Below are 24,704 nucleotides of genomic sequence, written 5' to 3'. Positions count from 1 at the left end.
CCCCTTCGCGCAAGTGTTGCGATTGGGGGTCGGAAGAGGCCGATCAGCCCGTTTGAAAAAATCTTGATAGCTGTCCAGTTTCCTATGGCGGATTTACACAACGCCATACGTTTCCGAAACGATAGCGCACGATGTGCGTCTGCCTGAGCTTGGGTTTCGCGCATCTTATGGTGCTTGTGGGGGAAACGGGGTGAAGCGGGTAACGGTCTCGAAATTCGGGTTGCTGGCGCTGTTTTCTACGTCAATCCTGTTCGCGCAGGCCGATGGCGGGCCGGATGGCGCGCTTATGAAAGAAAGCGATCCGGGGATCCCGGTCGCAGACGCGCTGGTCAAGGAAAAATGCGGCACCTGCCACGCGCCCGATGCCAAGGGGAATTTGTCGCGGATCAGCTGGGTCCGCACCACGCCTGAAGGTTGGTCGCAGGCGATCAAGCGTATGGTCCGGTTGAATGGCCTGGCGATCACGCCCGAAGAATCGCGCGCTATCGTCAAATCCCTTTCCTCGTCGCATGGCCTGGCCCCGCAAGAGGCGCTGCCGGTCATGTATCTGGCCGAAAAGCGGATGATCGACGAGACCAATATCCCGAACGAAACCATGCGCGGGGCGTGCGCTGCCTGCCATAGCTTTGCCCAGCCCCTGTCTTGGCGGCGGTCGAAGCTGGAATGGAAGCAGTTACAGGATCTGCATGTCGCCATGTATTCGCAGGCGGACGCTCAATATCGACGCCCGGCCGAGGATAGCGAGCAACCGGCGGGCCGCGATCCCAAGGACAAGATGCTGCGCGGCGAATATGCGCTTGGCTATTTGGCGAAGGCCGCGCCGCTGCACACGCCCGAATGGGCCGCATGGCAATCGCGCCAGAGCGTGCCGCGTCTGGTGGGCGAATGGCTGGTCGTGGCATCGGCGCCGGGGCAGGGGCGTTTCGTGGGCAGCTTCAGTATCAAGCCCGGCAAGGCAGCGGACGAATTCCTGACCAGCAGTGTGCTGCGCTCGCTCAACAATGGAGCGTCGGTGAACCGCAGCGGGGCAGGCATCGTTTACGCCGGTTATAGTTGGCGCGGATCGTCAAAAGGCGCGGCCGTCGCTGGCAGGCCCGATGATCTGGGTAGCGCCGCGCGCGAAACAATGTGGTTCGCGCCGGACCAGCAAAGTGCGGTGGGGCGCTGGTATTGGGGCGATTATCAGGAATTCGGGCTGGACGTGAAATTGACCCGCGCAACGGCTGCGCCAGCGGTGCTGGCCGTCATCCCCGGTTCGGTGAAGGCCGGGACCAGGGGCGCGCAGTTCCGCATCGTCGGCCACAATCTGCCCGCTTCGCTTACGCCCGCCTACATTGATCTGGGCATGGGCGTGACCGCGACCAGAATACTGTCGGCCAGTCCGCAGGAACTGGTGGTGATGGCCGACGTTGCCGCCGGGGCGGCGTCGGGACAGCGCAATGTCGCGGTCGGTGGCGCGGTGCTGGAACAGGCTTTCCCGGTCTACAGCAAGATTGATTATATCAAGGTGACACCGGAAACCGCCCTGTCGCGATTGGGCGGGATCAAATTCCCTAAAGGCTACGCCCAGTTCGAGGCGATAGGCTTCGAAAATGGCATCGACGGCAAGCAGGGGACGGCGGATGACATTGCGGTAGGGCCGGTCGACGTCACCTGGTCGACCCAGGAATATCTGGCGGTCTATTATGATGATGACGCCAAATATGTCGGCACGCTCAGTCCCGCGGCGCTCTTCACCCCCAATAGCGAGGGGCCGAACCCCGCCCGCCGCTTTGGTCGCAATAATTATGGCGATATTTGGGTCGTCGCCACGGCCAAGGCCGAAAAGGACAAGTTCGGCAAGCCGCTGACCGCCCGGTCCTACATGGTCGTCGCCGTGCCTGCCTATCAGAAATGGGATCAACCGGAGGTGTCGCAATGACCGTGATGCAGGCACCCACCTATCGCCGGGCGGAATATCACGGCTTTGCCGCAGGCGGCAGCGAGTTCGTCTATCTGGTAAGCGCGGGCGCCATCTTCGAAATCGACACCCATGTCCGTGTGGTTCTGGACCGTCTTGATGGACAGGAACTTACTCACGCAGCGCTCGTGCGCGAATTGGTAGCCGAAGGCAGCACGGCGGAAGAAGCCGATGGGCTGGTGCGCGAATTGCGGCAGGCGCGGCTCATCCATCTGGGCCACGCCATGCCGGTTGCAGAGGCGCCACAAGCTCCTCCGGCGGACTTTCCGTTGCAGGCGCTGGTGCTGAACGTCACCAATCAGTGCAATCTGGCCTGCACTTATTGCTACGAATTCGGCGCGGACAAGATCGCGACGCCAGCGGGCAAACCCAAATATATGACGCTTGAAACGGCGATGGCGTCGGTCGATCTGCTGATCGCGGAGGCGATCGGCCGCAAGTCGGTACACATCACCTTTTTTGGTGGTGAGACCTTGATGAATTTCAAACTGTTACGCGATGTTGTGGCCTACGCTAATGAAGCTACGAACGCAGCCGGCAAGGACATCACCTACAGCCTCACGACCAACGCAACGCTGCTGACGCCGGAGATTGTCACCTTCCTGTCGGACAATCGCATCGGCGTGACCGTATCGATGGACGGCCCGCCGGAATTGCAGGACAAGCATCGCGTCTTCAAGAATGGCAAGGGCAGCTATGCGGCGATCGAGCCGCGCCTGCGCACGCTGATCGCGCATCACAAGACGCGGGCCATCACCGCGCGGGTGACGCTGACCGAAGGTGTGACCGATGTCGTCCGCATCTTCCGCCATCTGAAGGATGATCTGGGCTTCCACGAGGTCGGCTTCGCGCCGGTGACGACGGGGGAGACGCGCGCCTATTCTCTGGACGGCAACGGCATGGATAGCGTGCTGGCGCAGTTCAACAGCCTAGCGGACGAGTGGCTGGAATATGCCCTGCGCGGGGAGTCGCACGGCTTCACCAATGTTAGCGAAACGATCAGCGAGCTGATTTCAGGCGTCAACAAATCGCACCCCTGCGGCGCGGGGCTGGGCCTGATGGGGGTCAGTCCGTCGGGCGACCTGTCGCCCTGCCATCGCTTCACGGACGCTGACACGCATAGCATGGGGCATGTCTCCATCGGCATCGACCGCGTCAAGCAGGGAGATTTCCTGGCCAAGGGGCATGTCCAGGCGAAATATGACTGCCAGAGTTGCTGGGCGCGCCCGCTATGTGCGGGCGGATGCCATCATGAAGCATTTGTCCGCTATGGCGATACCGGCCACGCCAACCTCCATTATTGCGACTGGATACGCCAGTGGACCGACACCTGCCTGCGTATCTACGGCGTGTTGTCGGTGCGTAATCCGGGCTTCCTGGAACGCTTCGCCGAGAGAAAGGGGTTGTCATGAAGCATCTTCGCGCCATCAATAAAAAGGCGCAGCGGATCGACGAGGCCGTGACGCAGATGGAGGCAGCCGCTTCCCCTGATGCGGACATGGAGGAGGATGTCGTCGCCCTTCAGCAGACGCCGCGTCCGCATGTGCCGATGGGTTGTTCGCTCTCCTTCTCTCCCGGCTGGGAAGTCGATGCCAGTGGCGGGACGGCGGGGCTGTGCCAGCCGGTCGAGCGCGATATTTATGATTGCTACGTCACCTGTTTCTGGCCGGTTCAGGTGCCCGATCATGTCAACTACTCGCCCGACTGGGCCAGTAACTGCGCTACCGCGACCAAGGATTGGCGCAATCTCGATCTCGTTTTCCCATGAGGGCCGCCATGCATAAATTTCGTCTGATGCTGGGCCCTGGCCTGGCGATGCTGGGCGCTGCGCCCATGCACGCAGCTACGCTGTTCATGGGCTCCTATCCCGACCGCCTGCTGGTGTTTGAAGAAAGCAAGGGGGCCGTCACCGGCACGATCAAGCTGGACACCGGCCTGCCCACGTCGATGCAATTGTCCGACGATGGCAAGCGCATCTATGTAACAACCATCACCACCGGCGGGATCGAGGTGATCGACACCGCGACGCGCAAGGTGATCAACAAATTCAGCCTGAATGACGGCACCACCCGCTATCGTTTCTGGGGCGGAGTGCCCGATCCTACGGGTCGCTATTTCTACACCGTCCTCTCCAAATTCGATAAGGGCATAGACCGCTATACCGTCAGCAAGCCCATGTATGGCGTCATCGACCTGAAACAGCAAAAGGTTGTCCGCACGGCCGAGCTCGACAAGGAGGATGAACGTTCTGGCAGCTGGCGCGCGGGGTATAAAGTGTCGCCAGACGGCAAAACGCTCTACGCCTTCGGGGAAAAGGTCGCGATCATCGACCTGACGACGCTCAAGGTGACGGACCGGATCGACCTGGCCAAGCCGGAAGGCGCCGGCATGGAAAATGTCGGCTTTGGCGGCACGTTGGACGCCATCCGTACACCGGGGCAATATGTGGCGCTGTTCAATGCCGCCGACACCTATGTCCATAACAAGATGTTCGGCCTGGCGCGCTTCGATTTGTCGACCCGGCAGTTTGATTTTACCCCGATCGGCCCTGCCCCAGACGCGATGGCCGGACTACAGGTTACGCCCGACGGCAAGCAGGCCTACACCGTCGTCACCAACGGCAAATATGGCAATAAGCGCTGCGAATTCTGGCATATGGACATGGCCAGCAATGCCGTGGTCGACAAGGCAGAGTTCCCATGCCGGTCGCGTTTCCGCCTGGGCATGTCCATCGATGGCGCGAAACTATATATTTACGGCGCGAGCTATGATCTGGAAGTCTATGACGCCCGAACGCTCAAGCATGAGGTGACGCTGGATCTGGGCTATGACACCACTGGCGCAGGCATGGTCGCAGTGGAATGAGCCAAAGGCGCTTGATCGTCGGCATCCGGGGCAGCGGGATTGCGGCGACGACATGCGCACATCTATTGCATGGAGCGGGCCTTCGGGTCGCAAGCGAAGCCGCTCATCGCACGCCGGTGCCGACGATCCTGTTGAGCGATCCCGCTCTGGCGCTACTGCGCGACGTGTTCGGGCGGCCCGGCCTCTTTGCCGATAGCCCTAGGATCAAGCGTCGAGTGATCGCTTGGGGCGGTGCGCCGGTGGCGGTCCCCCACAGCGCGGCTCTGGTGTCGGAAGAAGCGGTGCAGGCGGCGTTGGCCAGCGACAAACCTGCCGCCGGCCCCGTGCCGGTCGATTTCTCCATTCACGCCGCGCTGCCGCAGCCATCGGGCAAGATGCGTATCTTTGGTGATCGCAACGCCGTCGCCGCGAAGATACGCTTGCGTGACCCGGCTTGCGCGCAGGAGGGCAGGGTAGAGGCGGTACCGGATGGCTGGCTGTTTCTGGTGCCCGCCGGAACGGGGGAAGGCTGGTTGCTGGGGGTAGGCGGGCCTCTGGACGACCTGCTGGCGCAGAGCGGATTGATTGCGCCAGTGGTCGACGCCGTCGGGGCGGCCTCCATGCCCTTTCTCGCAGCACCGCGCCTGCATCTGCCCCTGTGCGGCGACGACTGGCTGGCCTGCGGAACCGCAGCATTGGGCTTCGATCCACTCTGTGGCGATGGCACCGCGCAATCTGTGCGGGAGGCGATACTGGCCTCCGCCGTGCTGATCGGCATTGCAGAGGGCGGCGATCGCGCGGCATTGCTGACCCATTATCAGTCAATGCTGATTGCGGCGATGCGGCGGCATCTGGCGCTCTGCGCGCAATTCTATGCCAGCGGCGGGACGGGTGACTGGTGGCGGGCGCAGCATGATGCATTGATGGACGGGCATCGCTGGTGCACCGGCCTGCTGGCAAAGATGCCGGAGCCAGCCTTCGTGCTGGACGGGTTCCGGCTGGTGCCCCGGCGGCAGGCGGCATGAGTGGCACAACGCCCACGCCGGTTGCCGACTGGAGCGCTTACAAGCGACTAAGCCCCTTCCTGCGGCCCTATCGCGGCGCGCTGATGGTCGTTTTGGCGATCAGCCTTGTGTCGACCGCGCTGGGGCTGGCGCAGCCCTATCTGTCCAAACTGATGATCGACCAGGCGCTTTTGCGACGTGATATGGGCGCACTGGTGCGGATCGCCGCGATCATGATTGGCGTGACCGTTGCCGGGTTCGCGGTCAATATCCTCGCCAGCTATCGCTATGTCGCCCTGTCGGCGGCGATGCTCTATGATATTCGCGCAGCCCTACTGCGCCATCTCCAGACGCTTTCGCCACGCTTTTACGGCAGCTTCCGGCTGGGCGACCTCGTATCGCGGATGAACAGCGACGTAAGCGATGTGCAGCGGATCGCGTCCGACACTATGCTATCGGTCGTCAGCAACCTGCTCTTCTTCGTCGGCTGCGTTGCCATGATGCTGTGGCTCGACTGGCGGTTGTTCCTGGTAAGCGTCGTGCTGGTCCCGGCAAGTCTCGCGACATTCGCATATTATCAGCGGCGGTTGACCGCGCTGACCCGTGACATGCGGGAAAAGGGCGCGGACCTGGGTAGCTTGCTGGTCGATACGGTCATGGGTATGCGGGTGGTCGCTTCGCTACGCGCAGGCGAGCATGAAGTCGGACGCTTCCAGCGGAAGAATGATGCCTTTGTCGGCGCAATGTTGCGGATGCAGGTCGCCTCCTACATGACTGGCGCGTTGCCCGGCACGCTGATGACCGCCGCGACATCGGCGGTGATCCTCTATGGCGGCTGGCGCATCATCGAAGATGGCATGAGCATCGGTACGCTGGTCGCGTTCATGACCTATCATATGCGGCTGCTATCGCCGATCCAGACGCTGATGGGGCTGACGTCTGGCCTCGCGTCGGCACGGGTGTCGCTGGGGCGGATATTCGAACTGTTCGATACCAGGGCCGATGTGGTCGAGTGCGCCGATCCAGTGCCGCTGGAGCGGGCGCAAGTGATCCGGTTCGACCGGGTGGCGATGCGTTATGATCGTGATGTCGTGCTGCGCGAAATAGACCTGACGATAGCAGCGGGCAGCCTGTGCGCGATTCTTGGACCGAGCGGGGTGGGCAAATCGACCATGGCGGACCTGATGGTGCGCTATCTTGATCCCGATGCCGGGCGCGTGATGGTCAATGACCGTAACCTGCGCGACTATGTGCTTGACGATGTGCGGCGGGAGATCATTCTGGTCGACCAGTCGCCCTATCTGTTCAACGATACGATCGCGGCGAATATCGGCTTTGCGCTTCCGGATGTGCGACAGGCCCAGATAGAAGCTGCGGCCCATGCGGCGGGGCTGGACGATTTTATCGCGCGGCTGCCGCTGGGGTACGACACGCGGGCGGGGGAGCGTGGCATGGCATTGTCGGCGGGGGAGCGGCAACGGATCGTTCTCGCGCGGGCATTGCTGCGCTCGCCCAGCATCCTGATACTCGACGAGCCGACATCGGCGCTGGACGGGGAAACGGAGCAATTGATAGCTGGTCGGCTGCGCGGGGCGTTGCCCGATGCGACCATCATCATCATCACGCACAAGCCTGCCATGGCGCAGCTGGCCGACATGATCGTGACGCTGACGGACGGGCGCGCCAGGGTAGAGCGGCGCGGCGAGCCGGTTCATGCCTGATCCGGTACGGATCGCGATCATCGACAGCGGGGTGCATCCCGACCATCCGCATATTGATGCCGCGCGTCTATTGCCGGGATTTTCCGTGGCGCGCGATGGCAGCTTTACCCAAGGCGATACGCTGGACGACCTGGGCCATGGCACGGCCGTAACCGCTGCCATCATGGATCAGGCGCCCGATGCCTTATGCCTGCCGATCCGGGTCTTTCATGCGGCGCTTCGCGCCAGTGCGCGGGCACTGGTCAGCGCGATTGATCTGGCGGTCGAGGCGCGGGTCGATCTGATCAATCTCAGTCTTGGGACCGTCAATCTGGCGCACAGCGCGGCTTTTGCGGCGGTAGTGGAGCGGGCCAGGGTTGCAGAAATTCAGATTGTCGCGGCGCGCGATGTTGACGGACAGGCCTGCTATCCGGGCAGTCTCGACGGGGTACTGGGCGTCACCCTCGATTGGGATTGCCCGCGTGGAATCTATTCTGTGACGGAAGGGGTCATCCATGCCAGCGGACATCCGCGGCCGATTCCCGGCGTTGAACAGCGGCGCAATCTTCATGGGGTGAGTTTCGCGGTCGCCAATGTCAGTGGGATCATAGGGCGGGAGCGTCAGGCCGGATAGGCTGCGATTTCCGGTCCCAGCGCCTCTTCCAGAGGACCGAGCCAGGGCGCGAAATGCCGCCAATGATCGACGCCATCAGTGAAGATCGGCTGACGCACCTGTTCCGAACTCGCGGTGCGAACTGCCCGCTCCGTCCGCCAGAAGGCAAGGCATGCCTCCTCGAACGGCAGGCCGAGATAGTCGAGCAGCCGCGCGACTTCGCCGGGCGTGTCGGCGACCATATGTTCATAATGCACACGGTGGACATGGCCGGGCGCAGCCGCATCGAACGCGCTCATCAGCGCCACATAATCGCGATAATAGCGACCGATCTCGCTCAAATCGTAAGTAAAGGCCTGACCGCGGGCGAAATGCTGTTTCCATCCCGAAAAGCAGCAGCCCATCGGATGGCGACGCGCGTCAATGATCTTGGCGTTCGGCAGGATCAGCCGGATCAGGCCAACATGCTGCCAATTATTGGGCATTTTGTCGATGAAACGGGGCTTGTCGCTCTGGCGGTGAACGCGGGTGCGATCGATATATTCTTCGCCCAGCCGTTGCCGGTCGGCTGGGGTCAGCGACATGATCATCGTGGCGAAATCGGGGAATTCGCCTTCGTCGATGCGCGATTGCAGACGGCTGGCGATGATCATCATCTCCGGCAGTTCCATCGTCCCCTCAACCTGACTGTGGCTGGAGAGTATCTGTTCGACCAGCGTGGAGCCGGACCGGGGAAGGCCGACCACAAAGACGGGATCGGGCGCAGCGGCGCCGCCCGTTCCCATTCGCGTGAGGAAGGCGGCAGTAAAGCAGGCTTCCGTTGCCTTGACTTCCGCGGCAAATTCATCGGCATCATAGGATAGTAGCGAGCGGCGCAGGCTGTTGCCGCGATCATAATGACCAAAGGAAGCGGCATAATCGTGCGCATCCTCCAGCGCCTTGCCGAGTGAGAAATGGAGGTGGAAGATGTCCTCGCTCCGTGCCGCCGCCTCCGGCGCCAGCATCGACAGCGCCTGTTCCATTACGGCAATATCCGCTGCGTCGAGCTTGACGGTCTTGAGATTGGCAAGGCTCCACCAGGCTTCGCCCATGGTCGGCAGATAGCGCACCGCCTGGCGATAGGCATGAATTGCGTCCGCCTGCCGCCCCACCGTCTTGAGCGCATGGCCCAGATTCTGCCAGAGCTGCGGCTGATCCGGCTTTTGCGCTAGCAGCCTTTGATAAATGGCTGCCGCCTGCGCCTGATCACCCAGCCGCACAAGCACCGAAGCACGCAGCAGCGCATAGCCCGGATTGTCGAGCGGGGATTGCGCCAGAACATCCGCATGGGCGAGCGCATCGGTCAGGCGGTTGTTCTGGAGCAGCAGCCGGATCAGGAAATCGCGCGCCAGATCGAACCCCGGCGCGGTCGCCACGGCCCGTTCGACCAATATCAGGGCCGCGCTCATATCCCCGCGACGCCAGTGAATTTCGCCCAGCAACCGCGCAGCGGCGGGATCGTCCGGCAACCGGGCAAGCCGCGCATCCAGAATCGCTGTGGCATCGTTCAGGCGCCCCTCATTCATTGCCACCGCTGCTTCAAGCAGATCGCGATCGCGCGACGAGGCATGGATGCCCGACAGGTCTGCGCGCCATGCCTGGTCGTCACGGCCGACTTTCCGCAATTCGCGCGCCAGCAGGAACCAGCCGCTCGCCACACCGGCTTGTTGGCGGACCAGGCGTTCCAGCGCGGCGATAGCCTGCGCACTATCGCCCGTTTCGCTTGCTGCCTGTGCGAGTTCCCATAACAGGGCGGCCACGTTCGGCTGGCGACGGGCAAGCGCTGCAAGCCGCGAGAGAGCGGCATCTGACTGGCCCAAGCGCCGCAAAGCCTGGGCAGCGACCAGTTCGGCGGGCGGCAGGCCGGGGGCTCTTGTCAGTATCTCTTCTGCATGCACCAAAGCCTCTGCCGGCCGGGTGTCCAGCAGCTTGGCAGCGCGATCCACCGCCACGTTCAGTGCGCGGGAAGGGGAGACCGGCGGGTGCGAAGCAGCGTCCATGGAGGCTTTTACTTCCTTTCTCGTTTGCACAATGAACAGGATATTGCAGTTGCGCAACAACAGGAGCGACCGAAGGGCGGGAACAGTAAAATTAGGCTGTTGACTCCTGCCATCGTTACAGCATTATCAAACTTGGACAAGCGTACGAAATAGCGAAAGTCCAAGGGGTATACAGGTAAATTGTGATGCCATGCCGTCGTTCGGCAGGTCTGGAGGCGTGCGCCGTTTCCGGTCGTGGGGCTGTTTTGCCCTTGCGAAATTCGGGTTGTGACACGCTAGCTGAAAATACGCTGCAATGCGTCATAATCGCGCGGGATAACCGCGATTTTGGGAGAGTGGAGGGCATCTTTTAAAGGGGGAGTCCAACACTATGAAAATTCCGTCTCGTCGCCGGTCGCAACTTGTGAAGATATTGGGCGTGACCACCATATTGGCCGGGCTGGGCGCTACAGGTATGGCGCGCGCGGCCAGTGCCGTTGCTGACCAAGCCGCTGATCCAGCCATGACATCACCTGCCGATGAAGCGGGCGGTGGCCTCACTGAAATCGTCGTCACGGCGACCCGCAGTGCGCAGAGCATCCAGAAAGTGCCGATTTCCATGCAGGCGCTGGGTGCTGAAACGCTGGCGGAGCGGCAGGTCAAGGGCTTGAGCGATTTCGCCACGCTGTTGCCATCCGTATCGTTCGAGGGGATCGGGCCAGGCCGCAACACCGCCTTTTTCCGCGGCATCGTGCCAGCGGGCGGCGCCTATGCCTCGGTCGGCTATTATCTGAACGACATTCCAATCACGGGCACGGAAGTGCCCGACATCCATGCCTATGATCTGGAGCGCGTAGAAGCGCTGGCCGGGCCGCAGGGCACGCTTTATGGCGCGGGATCGCTGGCCGGCACCATCCGCATCATCACCAACAAGCCCAATATGGACAAGTTCGAGTTCGGCTACGATGTCGAGGCCAATAAATATGGCAAGGGTGACTTTGGCGGCCAACTGGAATCCTACATCAACGTGCCGTTAAGCGACACATTGGCGGTCCGCGCCATGGGCTATTACCGGCGTGATGGTGGCTATATCGACAATAGGCCCAATAACGGTCTGCTCAACAATGGCGATCCGGCCGTTTATACGCTGGGGGACGAAAACCCGGCGACCTTCTTCAATCTCGACAATTCCGACATCGCCAAGGATGACTATAATAGTATCAAGGAATTTGGCGGTCGCGTCCAATTGCTGTGGGAGCCGGTGGATGGATGGTCGGTCGCGCCGGAAATCACCGCGCAAAAGCAGGTCGCCAACGGCTATTTCGGCTTCGATCCGCGTGTCGGCGATCTGGAAGTGCATGATTATGACAAGACCAGGAATGACGATCGCTGGTATCAGGCGGCGCTCAGCATCCATGGTCATATCGGCGACTGGGACATTGTTTCGGCTACCGGCTATTTCAAACGTAGGACGCGAACTCTCAACGATTATACTTATTATACAGTCACTTATGACGGTTTCGGGCCGGGCTACGAAAGCTATTTGCAATTTTTCGATAATTGCACCGGGTCGGGCGCATCACAGCAATGTTCGCTGATCGACCCGACGCAATATTATCATGCCGATACACACCGCAACAAATTTACCCAGGAATTACGCCTTTCGACGCCCAAGGATTGGCCGTTCGACGTGACGATCGGCGGTTTCTATCAGCGGCAGAAAAATAAGACGAACACCTATTATGCCATTCGCGGGCTGGATACGATCACGGGCTATACCCAGACCGGCGGCGGCGATGTGGCAGGTGGCCTGATCGGCGTACCGGCGATGTTCGCGATCGATTATGATCAGGATGGAATACCCGACACCGCGGATGATAGCGTACCTTACTTCACCGACACGGTTATCAACCCCAACGGCAATCCGCTTGGCACGATGCTGCTGGGGACACAGGCGGTAAAGGGCGATGGCTTCTACGCTGTCGAGCAGAACCAGCTTTATCATGACAAGGCGATCTTCGCCGAAGGCCATTATAATATCACGCCGACACTGAAACTGACCGGCGGCATTCGTTATTTCTGGACCGATTATGCGGTCAAGGGCTTTGCCGGTGTCGCAGGGTCTGCGGCGAATACGGTCACGTCGGTCTTTGTCCCGACCGGGGAAATGGGTTGCCCGACTCCGCTCCCAGCCGAGCGGCTGCAATGCCTCAACACCAATTTCCGCGCGACCGACCAGACCGGGCGCTATAAGGAAGATGGCGAAACGCACAAGGTCGCGCTCGACTGGCAGTTCCAGCCCAACAAGATGGTCTATTTCAATTATTCCACCGGCTTCCGCCCCGGCGGTTTCAATCGTCCACTGCGCATCCGCAACTTCGGCCCGGTCGATGTCGCTCCGTTCAAGTCCGAAACGCTCACCAATTTCGAACTCGGCGTCAAAACGACCTGGAACAACATCTTCCGCTTCAATGCAGCGGTCTATTATGAGAAATGGAATAATATCCAATATGGTGTCGTGGTGTCGGGTGCGCAGGGTGCGGGCATGACCGGCAATGCGGGCAAGGCGGTGGTCAAGGGTATCGAATATGATGCCGACCTGAAGCTGGGCAAGGTGACGATCTCGACCTCCGGTGCCTATAATGACGGTAAGCTCAAGGGCAATTTCTGCAACTTCGCGCTGGACAAAGATACATCGACCATCTCCCAACTATCGAGCTGTACGCTAGGTCAGGATGTGCCCGAATCCAGCCCACCAACGCCGCAGGTCGCTGCTGCCAATGGCACCCGCCTGCCACGCCAGCCCAAGTTCAAGGGCACGACATCCATCCGCTACGACACCTATATGGGCGACTATAGCGCCTATGTGCAGGGCGCGGCGCTCTACCAGACCGGAGCGACCCAGGATCTGAACGTCGATAATAATGCGCTGCTCGGCAACACAAAGGGCTTTGTCAGCTTCGACTTTTCCGGCGGCATCAAGAAGGACAGTTGGAGCGTGACGCTGTTCATCCAGAACGCCTTCGACAAGCGCGGTCAGCTGACCAAAAATACCTTCTGTTCGATCGACTTCTGTTCCGGGTCGTCGCGTACCTTCACCATCAAGCCGCAATTTTTCGGCATCCGCTTCGGCCAGAAATTCTGAGCGCCTGCTACTGACTTGATAATGCCGCCGGACCAACGATCCGGCGGCATTATTATTACCAATTCAGTTATGAAATCCTTTTATTCCTGCCCCGGATAGAGCCGTCGCATGGCGGCCGGCGCGCCGCACTGGCGGATTGCCACCTCGACATAGCGGGTGCGCTCCGCCTTCAGCGAAACGGATGTCAGCGCGAACTGGCGTTCGTGTGCCACCTCTTGCGCCGTGAAAGGCTTGGCGCCCTTTGGCACGCTGGCCCCGCCCAGGCCAAAGACCATGTAATTGACCAGATCGGCAAGCTGTTGATTGTCCTTGATCCGGCTGTGCGCGATATTGGGCAGGCGGATAAGATAGGCCCGCGACTGGGGCGTACACATGAACCAGCCAACCCGCCCGCGCAATTCGGGCAATAGCGCGGGTGCAGCGCTGCCCTGAATGCCATGACAGCCACCGCAATGTTCGGCATAGTCGGACCGCGCAAGGTCAGGATCGGTAATTGCGGCGGGCAGCGGACCCAATGGCGGCAGCGCGGCGCGGCCAATACCGACCGCGCCGATCAGGAACAGCGAACCAAGAACAAGCCTGCGCATCGCCGCCCGATCCTAGCTGGCGGATCCTACCAGCACCGCGGTCGAACAATGATACTCCATGCTGGTCGTACCGAAGCACCAGATCACGTCATTGTTGAGTTGCGGCACATAGAGTTGGGTTTCGCGGTCGGTATTGTCGCAACCGCACTGCCCGCAGGCCGGTTTGCCGCAACAGTCGCGATAGGCGATGAGATAGGCCTTGCCGTCGTCCGGGTTGATGCAGGTGCCTACCCAGGACACGGGCGAAGGCTCGGCCCCCGGCGGGCAACTGTGGATGCCGCCGCCGCAGCATGTGCACAGCGCTCCGTCGATGGCGCAATAGCGCCAATAGTCGCACTTGGTGTCGTCTTTCGTCTGGGCGTTGCGCGCGAAACCGGTCTTGCCTTCCGGTGACCGGTCTGGCTTGGCTGCTTCGGCGCGACTGACCGGCAACAGAGGAAAGGCGGGCGCCGCCACCAACGCCGCCCCCAGTCGCGACAACATGGAACGGCGCGACGTGCCGCCCGCCAGCTTGCGCAACAGGCGTTCCCCCATGGCGTCGGCGTCAAATTTCTTCATCTCACTGACCCCCTATATGCCGCTCAGGCAGCCTGCGCCTTTAACGATCCGATATAATCCTGCACGGTCTTGATCCCCATCTCATGGGCCACGATCAGACTTTCGAGATGTTCGCGGCTGTTGACCAGTCCTTTGGACAGGATCGTCCCCTCCGCGTCGATCAACACCGCATAGGGCAACTTCGCGACGCCGAAGGCCTGTCCCACTTCAGGGCCATTCACGAATGGATAAGCCTCCAGCCCGTGCTGCGCGATCATCGCGCGCTGGGCCGCGGCATCATCGTCACCGACGAAACTGAGCGCGACACGCTCGTCGCGGGCAAAGGATTTCGCCATCGGAATGATTGATTTGCACAGCGGGCATTGCGCGGACACGAACATCAGCAGGCGCAGCGGTATGTCAGGGGCGTGCCCGCCGATCGTTACCGGGCCGCCGTCCAGCAAGCGCGCATCGACCTTGACCGTGGCGTCGCCCACCGCCGGGCCACCGCCGGTCGTCAATGCACCGGCAGGCGCAACGCGAATGTGCAGCACGCCGACCTGACGCGCGATCGCGAGCAGCGCCACGCCAAAGCCAAGGATCATGATCCACGACAATATTTGCGAGACAATGAGCGATGTCATCATGATTGCTTATCTCCGGTGGGCGGCGGGCAACGCGAGGAGCGCGCCGATGGAATTGCAGAGTAGATAGGCCAGATAGAGTGCGACACCGCCGACCATGGCCGTGGCGATGTCCATCGCGCCGAGCGGTGGCGCGTCCCATAGTCGCGGAACCAACAGTGTCGCCAGCACGGCGTTGCGGCCAACCAGCGACCAGCCGATCGGATGGCGCAGCTGCGGTCTGCCACAGCCGCAATCGATATGGGTCCGGCCACGCCGGATATTGATCGCCATCGCCCCCCCGAACAACATCAACAGCAGGATCGCCAGCAGCACCGGCAGCGGCCATCCGCCCGCGATCAGTGCCGCGCCAATCAATATTTCGGCGATCGGCAGGATTGTCGCGGCGGGTGCCACCAGGCCGTTGGGGAGTAGGCGGTAATTGGCGATCACGCCGGGCAACAGGATGCGATGGCGCAGCTTTTCAAAGCCCGCGATCAGCAGGATGAGTCCAACGCCTACCGATGCGGCCAGTCCCATGATTGCCAGCCCCAGCGCCATTGTCAGGACGGGTCCGCAACCGTGATGGTGCTGCCCCCGGCTCTTTCTATCCTGTGCTTTTCTTCACCCGTCGCGACGTCGACGACAATGGCGTTGCCGCCTTCCCCATTCATGAACAGCATCGGCTTGTCGGTCTGCGACACCTCGATATTGTTCATCGGTTCCTTGAGCGTGCGCCGCTTGACGACCTTTTGCGTGGCCAGATCGACCTCCCACACTTCGGTGCCGGACGCCTTGTGCGACCAATATTCGCCCATATGCATCAGCACGAACAGATGGCCGGACGGTCGATGCAGCGCCATGGGCTGGCGACCGCCCGGATACCAGTTCAGCTCCAGCGGCTTGGTTTCGCCCGGACGGATGCCAGCGGCCGCCTGGATCGAGAAGGGCGCAGAAATGGTCGGCGTCGGACCCAGCTTGGCCTGATAAATCTGGCCGGTATAGGTCAGGAAGGTCGTTTCCTTCTTATGCTTGTCATAGGTGAAATTGTCGAAGATCGGGTCGTCGGTCGCCGAAAAGAAGGGCGCGCTATGGGTGATGTTCGCCTTGGTCCCCTTGATCGCGACCGTTGCCAGCGATCCGTCCGAGCAAAGGGCGGAAAAGCCAACCCCCGGATTGGGCATCATGCTGGCGCAACCGGGCAGTTCCACGGCGGTTACGAACTTACGCTTGACCAGATCGACGATATTCACCCCGGACACGGGACTGAAATCATAGACATAGGCGGTCTTGCCATCGTCGCTGACGATGAAATTATTCTTCCGCGCGCCAATCAATATGCGGCCCGGCAGCGGGACTTCGGTGATCAGGTTCAATGTCTGGCTGTCATAGACAGAAACCATGTCCTGCCGCGTGCCGCGATCGCCCTTCGACCAGATGGTTTCGGCGACATAATAATATTTCCCCGCCGGATCGATCGCGAAATCGGCTAGGCGGCGGGTTTCAACCATGCCCTTCATCTTGCCGGTTTCGCCGTCGAAGATGCTGGTGCCCGGCATGTCCCAACCGCCATCCACAAAGAACCAAGTTGGTTTGGGCGGAGTGATACTCAGGACGTCAGACGTTTCCATTTCCAGCGCCGCGCCGGTATCGGCGGGCGCGGCCTGCGTCGGGCCGGCGAGCAGTGCCCATCCCCATGCGGCAGCAGCGAACAATCCCCTGGCGGCGGTCCTCGGCATCTGGCGTGATCCCCCTTGATCGTGCGGACGGCGGGGCTGACTCATCGGGTCTGTACGCCGGCGTCTGCGCAAAGATTGGACAGCTGTCCGGTATTGGTCAAGGGGTTTCGGGGGCGGAACGGAAATATATTTTGCAATGCAGCAATATGGTGCCCATTTGGCCGGTTTGTTCGCTCTAGGCGGCCTCTGTCATCAACCCTTCAAGATCCCGCGATGTCACCGTTTTGGCCAGCTGGATCAACGACGTCGCGGCAAGCGCGGTAAAGGCCGGCATTTTGTGCGCCCATGGTTTGCCATAGCCCAGAAACGGGGTGGATCCTTCCATCGACGCGCTGATGAACAGGGCGACGCTATGCACTTCGTCGGCGGTCAGGTCCGGGTTGAGCTCAGCGACATATTCGCCGATGGCGCGATGCACCCGTTCGTAAAAGGCGCGCACCCGATCGGCGACGAAATCGCTATGATTGGCCAATGCCCATAATTCGGTGAATAAATGGGTGGTGCGCTTGCTCTGTATATAATCCAGGCACAGGATGATGACGCGCCGTAGCCGTTCTTCGACCGTCAGGCCCGGCTTGCGCACCATCTGGTCCATCATCGCGCCATAGGAATCGACCAGTTCGTCCAGCATCACCTGGATCAGCATTTCCTTGCGCGGGAAATGATAGCTGACATTGCCGACCTTCATATCACAGCGCGCGGCGATTCGGCGCAAGGTGAAGGCGTCCGCCCCTTCGTCGATCAATACCGCCAGCGCTGCCTTGAGGATCTGGTCGACCGTTTCGGTCCCGCGTGCGTATATGCCGGGACGGGTGGGTGAGGATGTCATGTCACTATCTGCCTTGCGCCGCTCCTATCATCCAATAGGACCGGTGGCCACCCTTTGCCGCCATTTCGGGCGGAGGCATGATGTCATCTGTTGCGTTTTTGCCCGGCTGGCCTACCCCTTGGCCCTGCATGGTGCGTTGCGATTGGCGGCCCAGCCGATGGCGCTTTCGAGCAGGCTGACATGCTGCGCCTGGCTGTAACTTTCGGGCAAATGGCCAATGGCCGAATAGAAAATACGGCCTTTGCCGATGCAGTTTGTCCAGGCCAGCGGGTGATCGCCCATCCGCAAACCATCCGCCAGCTTATAGCTGCTCTCATCCAGGGTCAGCAGCACATCGGCGCCAGCCGCGCGCGGGTTGGTACCGAAAGAATACCATTCGTCGGTCATCCGCCATTCGGCGGGCAGCGCGCTTGCCAGAGGATGCGCCTTGTTCACCGCAATGCGCGCCTCCTGAAATTGCGGATTGGATGGATGCCCCTTGAACCGCGCGCCGATCAGCCTGTCCGCATACCAGTCCCAGAAATACACCGGGTCGCCCGCCGTGCCATGCATGCCCACAAAGCCGCCACCGCGCGCCAGATAGGCCTGGAGCGCCTTGCGCTGCGACAATGTCAGCACGTCGCCGCTGACATTGTTCCAGATGACAGCGTCAAATGTGCGCAGCGTGCCGGGATTGAATGCGCCACCCTTGTCGGTGACGACCATCGACCAGCCCATGCGCTTGGCCATGCCCAGCAACGCCTTGCGCGCTGCATCAACCGACGGTCCGTCGCGAAAACCGTTGATCTTTTCAAACAGCAACAGTCGCGGACGGCCAGCGGGCAGCGCGAATGTGGGCACATCATTGTCGTATCGGGCGCAGCGTGCCGCCTTTTCCGCATCGGTCAACGGCAGCGCCCTAAGCTCAGCCTCAATCGCGGCGACCTTGTCAGGCTTGATCTGGAGCATGCCGACGGCTTCACGAAGCGACAGGATTGCAGAGAAGCTTGGCGGCGTCGTGCCGGTAAAGAAAGGCGGCAATGTATCGATCCGGCCGGGAACGACTTTGTCCACCACGCTCCGTGCCGCAGGGCTACGCAATATGTCGATCAGCGGCGTTGCCGTCGAAAACGGCATATCGCGCAACGGGCAGTCGATCACAGGTTTGGCGATGGCAGGCATTGCCGATATGGAAGCCAGCGCTGCGACACAGCCCAGAAATGCCTGCCTGATCAGCACCGGGCGACGGTCCTTGTCAAATATAGTTCGTTTCCCAGGGACTAGGCCGGGCAAAAACCATGGTCAACCCGAATTATGATAGCGCTATCTTTTACTGGTCGGCGGCGATGACCCTGTATAGCCGCAGCCGGTTGCTGGCAAGCGCAAGGTCCGTGGCGATTGCGGTCCGCTGAGCGCTATAGAGCGATCGCTGGTTGACGAGTGTGTTCAGGAATGTGTCGATTCCCGACCGGTAGCGCTGTTCGGACAGATCATAGGCCCGTTGGCTGGCGGCGACCAGACGGCGTTGAGCCGCCTGTTGCGCGTCGATCGTGCCGTCGCGCGCCAGCGCGTCGGCGACTTCGCGAAAGGCGGTCTGGATCGCTTTCTCATATTGCGCCAGCGCCAGGTCGCGCTGTGCCTTGCTATAATCCAGACTGCCGCGGGCGGGGCCGCCGAATATCGGCATGGTGGCGGACGGGCTGGCCGACCAGGTGAAGGCATCGCCGGTAAAGAGCGAGGAGAGCGCCGAACTGGCAATGCCGATCGCCGAGGTGAGGCTGATTTTCGGAAACATCGCCGCGCGGGCCGCGCCGATATTGGCATTGGCGGCCTTGAGCTGATGCTCGGCCTGCAAGATGTCGGGTCGCTGGAGCAGCATGTCGGACGACAGACCAGCGGGCACTCTTGCGATCCCCGCGATCAAGCCATCGAGCGAGCTTGACAGCAACGCCTCCTCGATCGGGGCGCCGACCAGCAGATCCAGCGCATTGCGGTCCTGCGCTACCTGCGTCACGTTGACGGCGACGTCCGACGCGGCCTGTTCCACTATGGTTTGCGCCTGAAAGACATCCAGCTTGCCGCTCAGCCCCGCGCCGTTGAGCGACTGGGTCAGCTTCAGGCTGCGCTCTGCATTGGCGAGCGTTTGGCGGGACAGGTCCAGCAATTCCCGATCCGCAGCCAGCGTTGCATAGGCCGTGGCGGTTTCCGCGATCAGGGCGATGCGCGTGGCGCGGGCGCCCTCCTGCGTGGCCAGATAATTTTCCAGCGCCGCTTCGCTCAAGCTGCGGACCCGACCGAACAAGTCGATTTCGAAGGCGCTGATGCCGATGTCGGCGCTATAGCTGTCATTGTGCCGGGTGACATTCGCCCCCGCATCACCCGTCAGCGTTGGCAGTTGGGCCGCGCGCTGTACCCGATATTGGGCGCGCGCCGACATTATGTTGGCCAGCGCCGCGCGCAGGTCGCGATTATTGGCGAGCGCCCGTTCGATCACGGTGCGCAGCGCCGGATCGCTGACGACTTGCCCCCAGGCCAGTCCTGGCTGCACGCCAACCTGTGCAGGCGCATAGGCTTCACCCGTCGGGAGCATCGCCGGGATCGGCGGGGCAGGGCGCTTATAGGCCGGAGCCATGGTACAAGCTGCCAGCATCAACCCAGCGACCAAAGGAAGCGCGGTACGGTTCATGCGGGCACTCCGGCAGCGGGCGGGGCCGGATCAGGCTTGGTCGGCCGGTCATTGCCAAACAGCCGGGCGATAGTGACGAAGAAGAGCGGCACGTAGAAAATCGCCAACACCGTCGCCGTCACCATGCCGCCCACCACTGCCGTGCCGATCGCGATACGGCTCTGCGCGCCCGCGCCGGTGGCGACGGCGAGCGGGACGACCCCTGCGATGAAAGCCAGACTGGTCATCAGAATTGGCCGGAACCGCAGCCGCGCCGCCTCCAGCGCCGACGACAGGGCGTCCTTGCCCTGCCGATGCGCCAGTTCGGCAAATTCGACGATCAGGATCGCATTCTTCGCCGCCAGCCCCATGGTGGTCAGCAGCCCGACCTGAAAATAGATATTATTCTCCAACCCGCGCGCCCACACCGCAACCACTGCGCCTATCAGACCCAGGGGAATGACCAGCAGTACGGCAAAGGGGATCGACCAGCTTTCATACAGCGCGGCCAGGCACAGAAAGACGATGAGCACGGAAAGCGCATAAAGCAACGGCGCTTGCCCGCCCGACAATTGCTCTTGGTAGGACAGGCCGCTCCAAGCATAGCTGGTGCCGGCGGGCAGTTGCTTCTGCAATTCGACGATCCGGTCCATCGCTTCGCCCGAACTCGCGCCGGGGCCAGCCTGTCCCTGAATTTCATAGGCGGACTGACCGTTGAAACGCGCAACGGTGGTCGGTCCCATCGTCCAGTGGCTGGTGGCGAAGGCGGAGAAGGGAACCATCTCGCCGGTCGCGTTCGACCGCACCATCCATTTGTCGAGATCGCTCGGCAGCGCGCGATAGGGCGCATCGGCCTGCATATAAACGCGCTTCACCCTGCCGCGATCGACGAAATCATTGACGTAGCGGCTGCCCCAGGCGGATGTCAGCACATTGTCGACATCGCTTTGGGTCAGCCCCAGAACGGCCAGTTTTTCGGAATCGATATCGACCTTGAGCTGTGGCGTATCTTCCAGCGTGGCGGCGCGCACGCCTGCAAGCTGCGGGTCTTTCTGCGCAGCGGCCAGCAACTGATCGCGCAACTCCAGAAAGCGCGCGCGCGACAGCCCGCCGCTATTGAGCAATTCAAAGGTGAAGCCGTTGGACTGGCCAAGGCCGCGAATGGCAGGCGGCGTCATCGCCAGCACCCGCGCATCGCGGATGGCGGCAAGCTGCTTGTTGGCCCGCCCGACAATTGCATTGGCGCTGTTTATGGCGCCCGGCCGATCGCCCCACGGCGCCAGATTGATGAAGCCCTGCGCGGTATTTTCGCCCTGGCCCGCAAAGCTGAAGCCGGTCATGACGAAGGCGAAGGAGATATTGTCCTTCTCGTCACTGAGGAAATAATTCTGCATCTGTTCCACCGCGCGAGCGGTCCGACTGGATTTCGCACCGGCGGGCAGGGTCATTTGCACCATCACCTGCCCCTGATCCTCCACCGGCAGAAAACTGGTTGGGAGCCGCACGAACAGCAGGACTAGGATGGCCAGGATGATCACATAACCACCCCAGAAAAGCGTCCGCTTGCCCAGCATGCGCGTCGTACGGCGAACATAGCCATCGGTGAGTCTATCAAACCAGCGATTGAACTTGCCCGACCAGCCCTGTGTCCGCCGTTCCTCTGCAATGGGTTTCAGGATCGTGGCGCACAAGGCCGGGGACAGGATCAGCGCCACCAGCACCGACAGCAGCATGGACGACACGATCGTGATCGAAAACTGGCGATAGATTACGCCCGTCGATCCGCCGAAAAAGGCCATGGGCAACAATACGGCCGACAGGACGAGCGCAATGCCCACCAGCGCGCTGCCAATCTCCTCCATCGACTTGATCGTCGCCTCGCGCGCCGAAAGGCCTTCCTCCTCCATGATGCGCTCGACATTTTCGACAACGACGATCGCGTCGTCGACCAGCAACCCGATCGACAGCACCATGCCGAACAGGGTCAGCGTGTTGATCGAATAGCCAAACAGCGCCAGCACGCCGAATGTGCCGAGCAGCACGACAGGAACCGCGATTGTCGGGATCAGCGTCGCGCGCCAGCTTTGCAGGAACAGGAACATCACGACGACGACCAGCAGCACTGCCTCGATCAATGTCTTGACGACTTCCTCGACCGACAATTTGATGAAGGGCGTCGTGTCGCGCGGGAATACGATCCTGTAGCCGTCGGGCAGGTTGGTCGACAGCGTCGCCACCCGCGCCTTGACCAGTTCCGCGGTCTTGAGCGCATCGGCCCCCGGCGCCAGCTGCAACGCCATGCCCGACGCTGGATGACCGTTCAGTTGGGCCGCAGTAGTATAGCTTTCATTGCCCAGTTCCACCCGCGCGACGTCGGACAGATGGACGATGGACCCGTCGCTCTGCGTCTTGACGATGATGTTGCGGAACTGCTCGGGCGTCTGCAGCCGCGCCCGCGCCGTGACCGTCGCGTTGAGCTGTTGCCCGGCAGGGGCGGGATCAGCGCCGATCTGCCCGGCGGACACTTCGACATTCTGCGCGGCGATCGCGCTCTGCACGTCGGACGGCATCAGCTTGACGGCGGCCAGCTTGTAGGGGTCGAGCCAGATCCGCATCGCATATTGCGATCCGAATATCTGGGACGATCCCACGCCGTCGATCCGCGCGATCGAATCCTGGAAATGATTGACCAGATAATCGGAAATGTCGGACTGCGAAGCCCGGTTGGTCTCATCATAAAGGCCAACCAGCATCAGGAAGTCGGTCTGCGACTTGGTGACCGTCAATCCCTGCTGCTGCACGGCGTTGGGCAAGCGACTGAGCGCCTGCTGCACCTTGTTCTGCACCTGCACCTGCGCCGTGTCCGGGTTGGTGCCCTTCACGAACGTCACCGTGATCGACGAACGCCCGGTCGAGGAGGATGAGGAGGAGAAATACATCAGCCCGTCGATGCCGGTCAGCTGTTGTTCTATGACCTGGGTAACGCTGGTTTCAACGGTTTCGGCGGACGCGCCGGGATAGGTCGCGTTGACGCCGACCGACGGCGGCGCAATGTCGGGATATTGGGCGATCGGCAGCGACAGCATGGCCCCGATGCCCGCGATCATCACGCCGATGGCTATGACCCAGGCGAAAATCGGCCGTTCGATGAAAAAGCGACTGAGCAAGACCGGGTTCCTACTTCTTGGTCGCGATGGTCACGGGCTTCACCTGGTCATCGGGTTTCACCTTGTCGGTGCCCTCCACGATCAGCCGGTCGCCGGCCTTCAGCCCGTCAGTGATCAGCCAAGCATCGCCAATCGCCTGTCCCGCCATGACCGTCCGCCGTTCGACCTTATTGTCCTTCGTCACCACCAGCGCCGTCGCATTGCCCTTGGGGTCGCGGCTGATCCCCTGTTGCGGGGCCAGAATGGCGTTGGGCACGACGGCCTGCGGCGCGACGACGCGCACGAACATGCCGGGCAGCAACAGCCCGTCGGGATTGGGAAAACGCGCACGCAGCGTCACGGTGCCGCTGTTGACGTCCACGATCGGTTCGGCAAATTCGATCTGCCCGGGCTGGGGATAGTCGCTGCCATCGTCCAGTTTCAGCCGGATCGTCGCGCTGGCTGGCAGCGTCCTGCCCGCCGCCAGCGACCGCCGCAACTGCAACAGTTGGGCGCTCGACTGGGTGATGTCGACATAGATGGGGTCAAGCTGCTGGATCGTGGTCAACGGGTCCGCCTGGCTGGCCGTGACCAGTGCGCCCTGCGTGAACAATGTTCGGCCAATCCGGCCACTGATCGGCGCGCGGACGAGCGTGAATTGCAAATTGACGTTGCTGGTCGCCAGGGAGGCGCGCGCCTGCTGAACGGCGGCGGCCGCCTGCCGCGCGGTTGCGTTGACGTCGTCGCGCTCCTGCGCGCTGACGGCTTCATTGTCCGACAGGGTGGCATAGCGCCGTGCCTTCGCCTGCGCCGCAGCAGCACTCGCCTGCGCGCTCGCCAGCGCGGCAATCGCCTCGTCGCGGGACGCCCGGTACAGCCGCTGGTCGATCTCATAGAGGGGCTGTCCCGCGCTCACCAGCGATCCTTCGGTAAACAGCCGCTTCTGGATGACGCCGGCTACCTGCGGACGGACCTGCGACATCATGGTCGATACGGTGCGGCCAGGCAATTCGCTCGCCACCGTCACATCGCGGGTCGTCAGCGTCACCACGCCCACTTCGATCGGTCCCTTTTGCGGCGGCGGCTTGTCGCCACAGGCGGTCATGGCCAGGCAAAGCGCCAGCAAGGAGAGGGATCGTACAGGCAATGGCGCAAACATAGGCGGCTGGGTTTCCTTCTTGACCAGGCGGAGCCTTGCGATGCGCTTGTCGCGCCGCTTTTGCCTTCCGGGCGCGCAGGGGGAGGGGGGAGCGCGCTGACGGCCGGATCGAGGGTGCTGATTGCCCGTCCCGCTGGACGGACAGGCATCGCAAGG

19 protein-coding genes are annotated in these 24,704 nt (G+C 61.7%); 8 read left to right on the top strand and 11 right to left on the bottom strand.

What is annotated here, in order from left to right:
• Positions 1-190: 190 nt before the first annotated feature.
• Genes peaA through qhpE form a run of 7 tightly spaced genes read left to right on the top strand, consistent with a single transcriptional unit; the run spans position 191 to position 8,142 of the window.
• Positions 191-1,921 (top strand): quinohemoprotein amine dehydrogenase subunit alpha, encoded by a 1,731-nt coding sequence (gene peaA, locus AC07X9_RS21615; RefSeq protein WP_019052327.1) that lies wholly within the window; start codon positions 191-193, stop codon positions 1,919-1,921.
• On the top strand, positions 1,918-3,372 hold the full coding sequence (gene peaB, locus AC07X9_RS21610; RefSeq protein WP_017181229.1) for a quinohemoprotein amine dehydrogenase maturation protein: 1,455 nt from the start codon (positions 1,918-1,920) through the stop codon (positions 3,370-3,372). The genes peaA and peaB overlap by 4 nt, the downstream gene beginning before the upstream one ends.
• A complete protein-coding gene (qhpC, locus tag AC07X9_RS21605) occupies positions 3,369-3,728 on the top strand; it encodes a quinohemoprotein amine dehydrogenase subunit gamma (RefSeq protein WP_017181228.1) in 360 nt (119 codons plus the stop codon). The genes peaB and qhpC overlap by 4 nt, the downstream gene beginning before the upstream one ends.
• 8 nt (positions 3,729-3,736) lie before the next feature.
• A complete protein-coding gene (locus tag AC07X9_RS21600; RefSeq protein WP_017181227.1) occupies positions 3,737-4,825 on the top strand; it encodes a YncE family protein in 1,089 nt (362 codons plus the stop codon).
• On the top strand, positions 4,822-5,829 hold the full coding sequence (locus AC07X9_RS21595; protein WP_017181226.1) for a hypothetical protein: 1,008 nt from the start codon (positions 4,822-4,824) through the stop codon (positions 5,827-5,829). Before AC07X9_RS21600 ends, AC07X9_RS21595 begins: the two co-directional genes overlap by 4 nt.
• Positions 5,826-7,529: an ABC transporter ATP-binding protein gene (locus AC07X9_RS21590; protein WP_019052328.1), complete on the top strand. Its 1,704-nt coding sequence runs from the start codon at positions 5,826-5,828 to the stop codon at positions 7,527-7,529. Before AC07X9_RS21595 ends, AC07X9_RS21590 begins: the two co-directional genes overlap by 4 nt.
• On the top strand, positions 7,522-8,142 hold the full coding sequence (qhpE, locus tag AC07X9_RS21585; protein ID WP_017181224.1) for a subtilisin-like serine protease QhpE: 621 nt from the start codon (positions 7,522-7,524) through the stop codon (positions 8,140-8,142). Before AC07X9_RS21590 ends, qhpE begins: the two co-directional genes overlap by 8 nt.
• On the opposite strand, the gene AC07X9_RS21580 is transcribed toward qhpE, so the two are convergent.
• Positions 8,130-10,160, bottom strand: coding sequence for a tetratricopeptide repeat-containing sulfotransferase family protein (locus AC07X9_RS21580; protein ID WP_019052329.1), 2,031 nt, complete (start codon positions 10,158-10,160; stop codon positions 8,130-8,132). The genes qhpE and AC07X9_RS21580 overlap by 13 nt on opposite strands.
• Positions 10,161-10,530: 370 nt before the next feature.
• On the opposite strand from AC07X9_RS21580, the gene AC07X9_RS21575 reads away from it, so the two are divergent.
• Positions 10,531-13,284 (top strand): TonB-dependent receptor, encoded by a 2,754-nt coding sequence (locus AC07X9_RS21575; RefSeq protein ID WP_026002431.1) that lies wholly within the window; start codon positions 10,531-10,533, stop codon positions 13,282-13,284.
• Between the two features lie 80 nt (positions 13,285-13,364).
• Here the strand turns inward: AC07X9_RS21575 and AC07X9_RS21570 are convergent, their stop codons facing one another.
• From AC07X9_RS21570 to AC07X9_RS21525, 10 genes are all read right to left on the bottom strand, one after another.
• Positions 13,365-13,871 (bottom strand): cytochrome c family protein, encoded by a 507-nt coding sequence (locus AC07X9_RS21570; protein ID WP_017183405.1) that lies wholly within the window; start codon positions 13,869-13,871, stop codon positions 13,365-13,367.
• A 12-nt stretch (positions 13,872-13,883) separates the two neighbouring features.
• Entirely contained in the window at positions 13,884-14,429 is a 546-nt protein-coding gene (locus AC07X9_RS21565; RefSeq protein WP_019052330.1) for a methylamine dehydrogenase light chain, read from the bottom strand.
• Between the two features lie 23 nt (positions 14,430-14,452).
• Entirely contained in the window at positions 14,453-15,055 is a 603-nt protein-coding gene (locus tag AC07X9_RS21560) for a thioredoxin domain-containing protein (protein WP_017183407.1), read from the bottom strand.
• 6 nt (positions 15,056-15,061) lie between these two features.
• Positions 15,062-15,592, bottom strand: coding sequence for a MauE/DoxX family redox-associated membrane protein (locus tag AC07X9_RS21555; RefSeq protein WP_017183408.1), 531 nt, complete (start codon positions 15,590-15,592; stop codon positions 15,062-15,064).
• A gap of 2 nt (positions 15,593-15,594) precedes the next feature.
• Positions 15,595-16,770, bottom strand: a complete 1,176-nt coding sequence (locus tag AC07X9_RS21550; RefSeq protein WP_026002432.1) for an amine dehydrogenase large subunit — start codon at positions 16,768-16,770, stop codon at positions 15,595-15,597.
• 175 nt (positions 16,771-16,945) lie between these two features.
• Positions 16,946-17,599, bottom strand: coding sequence for a TetR/AcrR family transcriptional regulator (locus AC07X9_RS21545; RefSeq protein ID WP_017183410.1), 654 nt, complete (start codon positions 17,597-17,599; stop codon positions 16,946-16,948).
• A 111-nt stretch (positions 17,600-17,710) separates the two neighbouring features.
• The gene (locus AC07X9_RS21540; RefSeq protein ID WP_017183411.1) at positions 17,711-18,817 is read right to left on the bottom strand and encodes a ThuA domain-containing protein; all 1,107 of its coding nucleotides are present in this window, start codon (positions 18,815-18,817) and stop codon (positions 17,711-17,713) included.
• A gap of 91 nt (positions 18,818-18,908) precedes the next feature.
• Positions 18,909-20,264 (bottom strand): efflux transporter outer membrane subunit, encoded by a 1,356-nt coding sequence (locus tag AC07X9_RS21535; protein ID WP_026002433.1) that lies wholly within the window; start codon positions 20,262-20,264, stop codon positions 18,909-18,911.
• Entirely contained in the window at positions 20,261-23,410 is a 3,150-nt protein-coding gene (locus AC07X9_RS21530; protein ID WP_017183413.1) for an efflux RND transporter permease subunit, read from the bottom strand. Before AC07X9_RS21530 ends, AC07X9_RS21535 begins: the two co-directional genes overlap by 4 nt.
• Before the next feature lie 10 nt (positions 23,411-23,420).
• Positions 23,421-24,548, bottom strand: coding sequence for an efflux RND transporter periplasmic adaptor subunit (locus AC07X9_RS21525; RefSeq protein ID WP_017183414.1), 1,128 nt, complete (start codon positions 24,546-24,548; stop codon positions 23,421-23,423).
• Between the last annotated feature and the right edge of the window lie 156 nt (positions 24,549-24,704).

This window comes from Sphingobium sp. GW456-12-10-14-TSB1 (genome assembly GCF_059424385.1).
This window is presented reverse-complemented; position numbering and strand designations above follow the sequence as displayed.

Bases quoted from the DNA above. Each gene is read 5' to 3' on its own strand.
- peaB (WP_017181229.1), top strand. From the start codon at position 1,918: ATGACCGTGATGCAGGCACCCACCTATCGCCGGGCGGAATATCACGGC.
- AC07X9_RS21535 (WP_026002433.1), bottom strand. From the start codon at position 20,264: ATGAACCGTACCGCGCTTCCTTTGGTCGCTGGGTTGATGCTGGCAGCT.
- AC07X9_RS21595 (WP_017181226.1), top strand. From the start codon at position 4,822: ATGAGCCAAAGGCGCTTGATCGTCGGCATCCGGGGCAGCGGGATTGCG.
- AC07X9_RS21580 (WP_019052329.1), bottom strand. From the start codon at position 10,160: ATGGACGCTGCTTCGCACCCGCCGGTCTCCCCTTCCCGCGCACTGAAC.
- AC07X9_RS21600 (WP_017181227.1), top strand. From the start codon at position 3,737: ATGCATAAATTTCGTCTGATGCTGGGCCCTGGCCTGGCGATGCTGGGC.
- AC07X9_RS21550 (WP_026002432.1), bottom strand. From the start codon at position 16,770: ATGCCGAGGACCGCCGCCAGGGGATTGTTCGCTGCTGCCGCATGGGGA.
- AC07X9_RS21560 (WP_017183407.1), bottom strand. From the start codon at position 15,055: ATGATGACATCGCTCATTGTCTCGCAAATATTGTCGTGGATCATGATC.
- qhpC (WP_017181228.1), top strand. From the start codon at position 3,369: ATGAAGCATCTTCGCGCCATCAATAAAAAGGCGCAGCGGATCGACGAG.
- qhpE (WP_017181224.1), top strand. From the start codon at position 7,522: ATGCCTGATCCGGTACGGATCGCGATCATCGACAGCGGGGTGCATCCC.
- AC07X9_RS21590 (WP_019052328.1), top strand. From the start codon at position 5,826: ATGAGTGGCACAACGCCCACGCCGGTTGCCGACTGGAGCGCTTACAAG.
- AC07X9_RS21525 (WP_017183414.1), bottom strand. From the start codon at position 24,548: ATGTTTGCGCCATTGCCTGTACGATCCCTCTCCTTGCTGGCGCTTTGC.
- AC07X9_RS21555 (WP_017183408.1), bottom strand. From the start codon at position 15,592: ATGGCGCTGGGGCTGGCAATCATGGGACTGGCCGCATCGGTAGGCGTT.
- AC07X9_RS21545 (WP_017183410.1), bottom strand. From the start codon at position 17,599: ATGACATCCTCACCCACCCGTCCCGGCATATACGCACGCGGGACCGAA.
- AC07X9_RS21570 (WP_017183405.1), bottom strand. From the start codon at position 13,871: ATGCGCAGGCTTGTTCTTGGTTCGCTGTTCCTGATCGGCGCGGTCGGT.
- AC07X9_RS21575 (WP_026002431.1), top strand. From the start codon at position 10,531: ATGAAAATTCCGTCTCGTCGCCGGTCGCAACTTGTGAAGATATTGGGC.
- AC07X9_RS21565 (WP_019052330.1), bottom strand. From the start codon at position 14,429: ATGAAGAAATTTGACGCCGACGCCATGGGGGAACGCCTGTTGCGCAAG.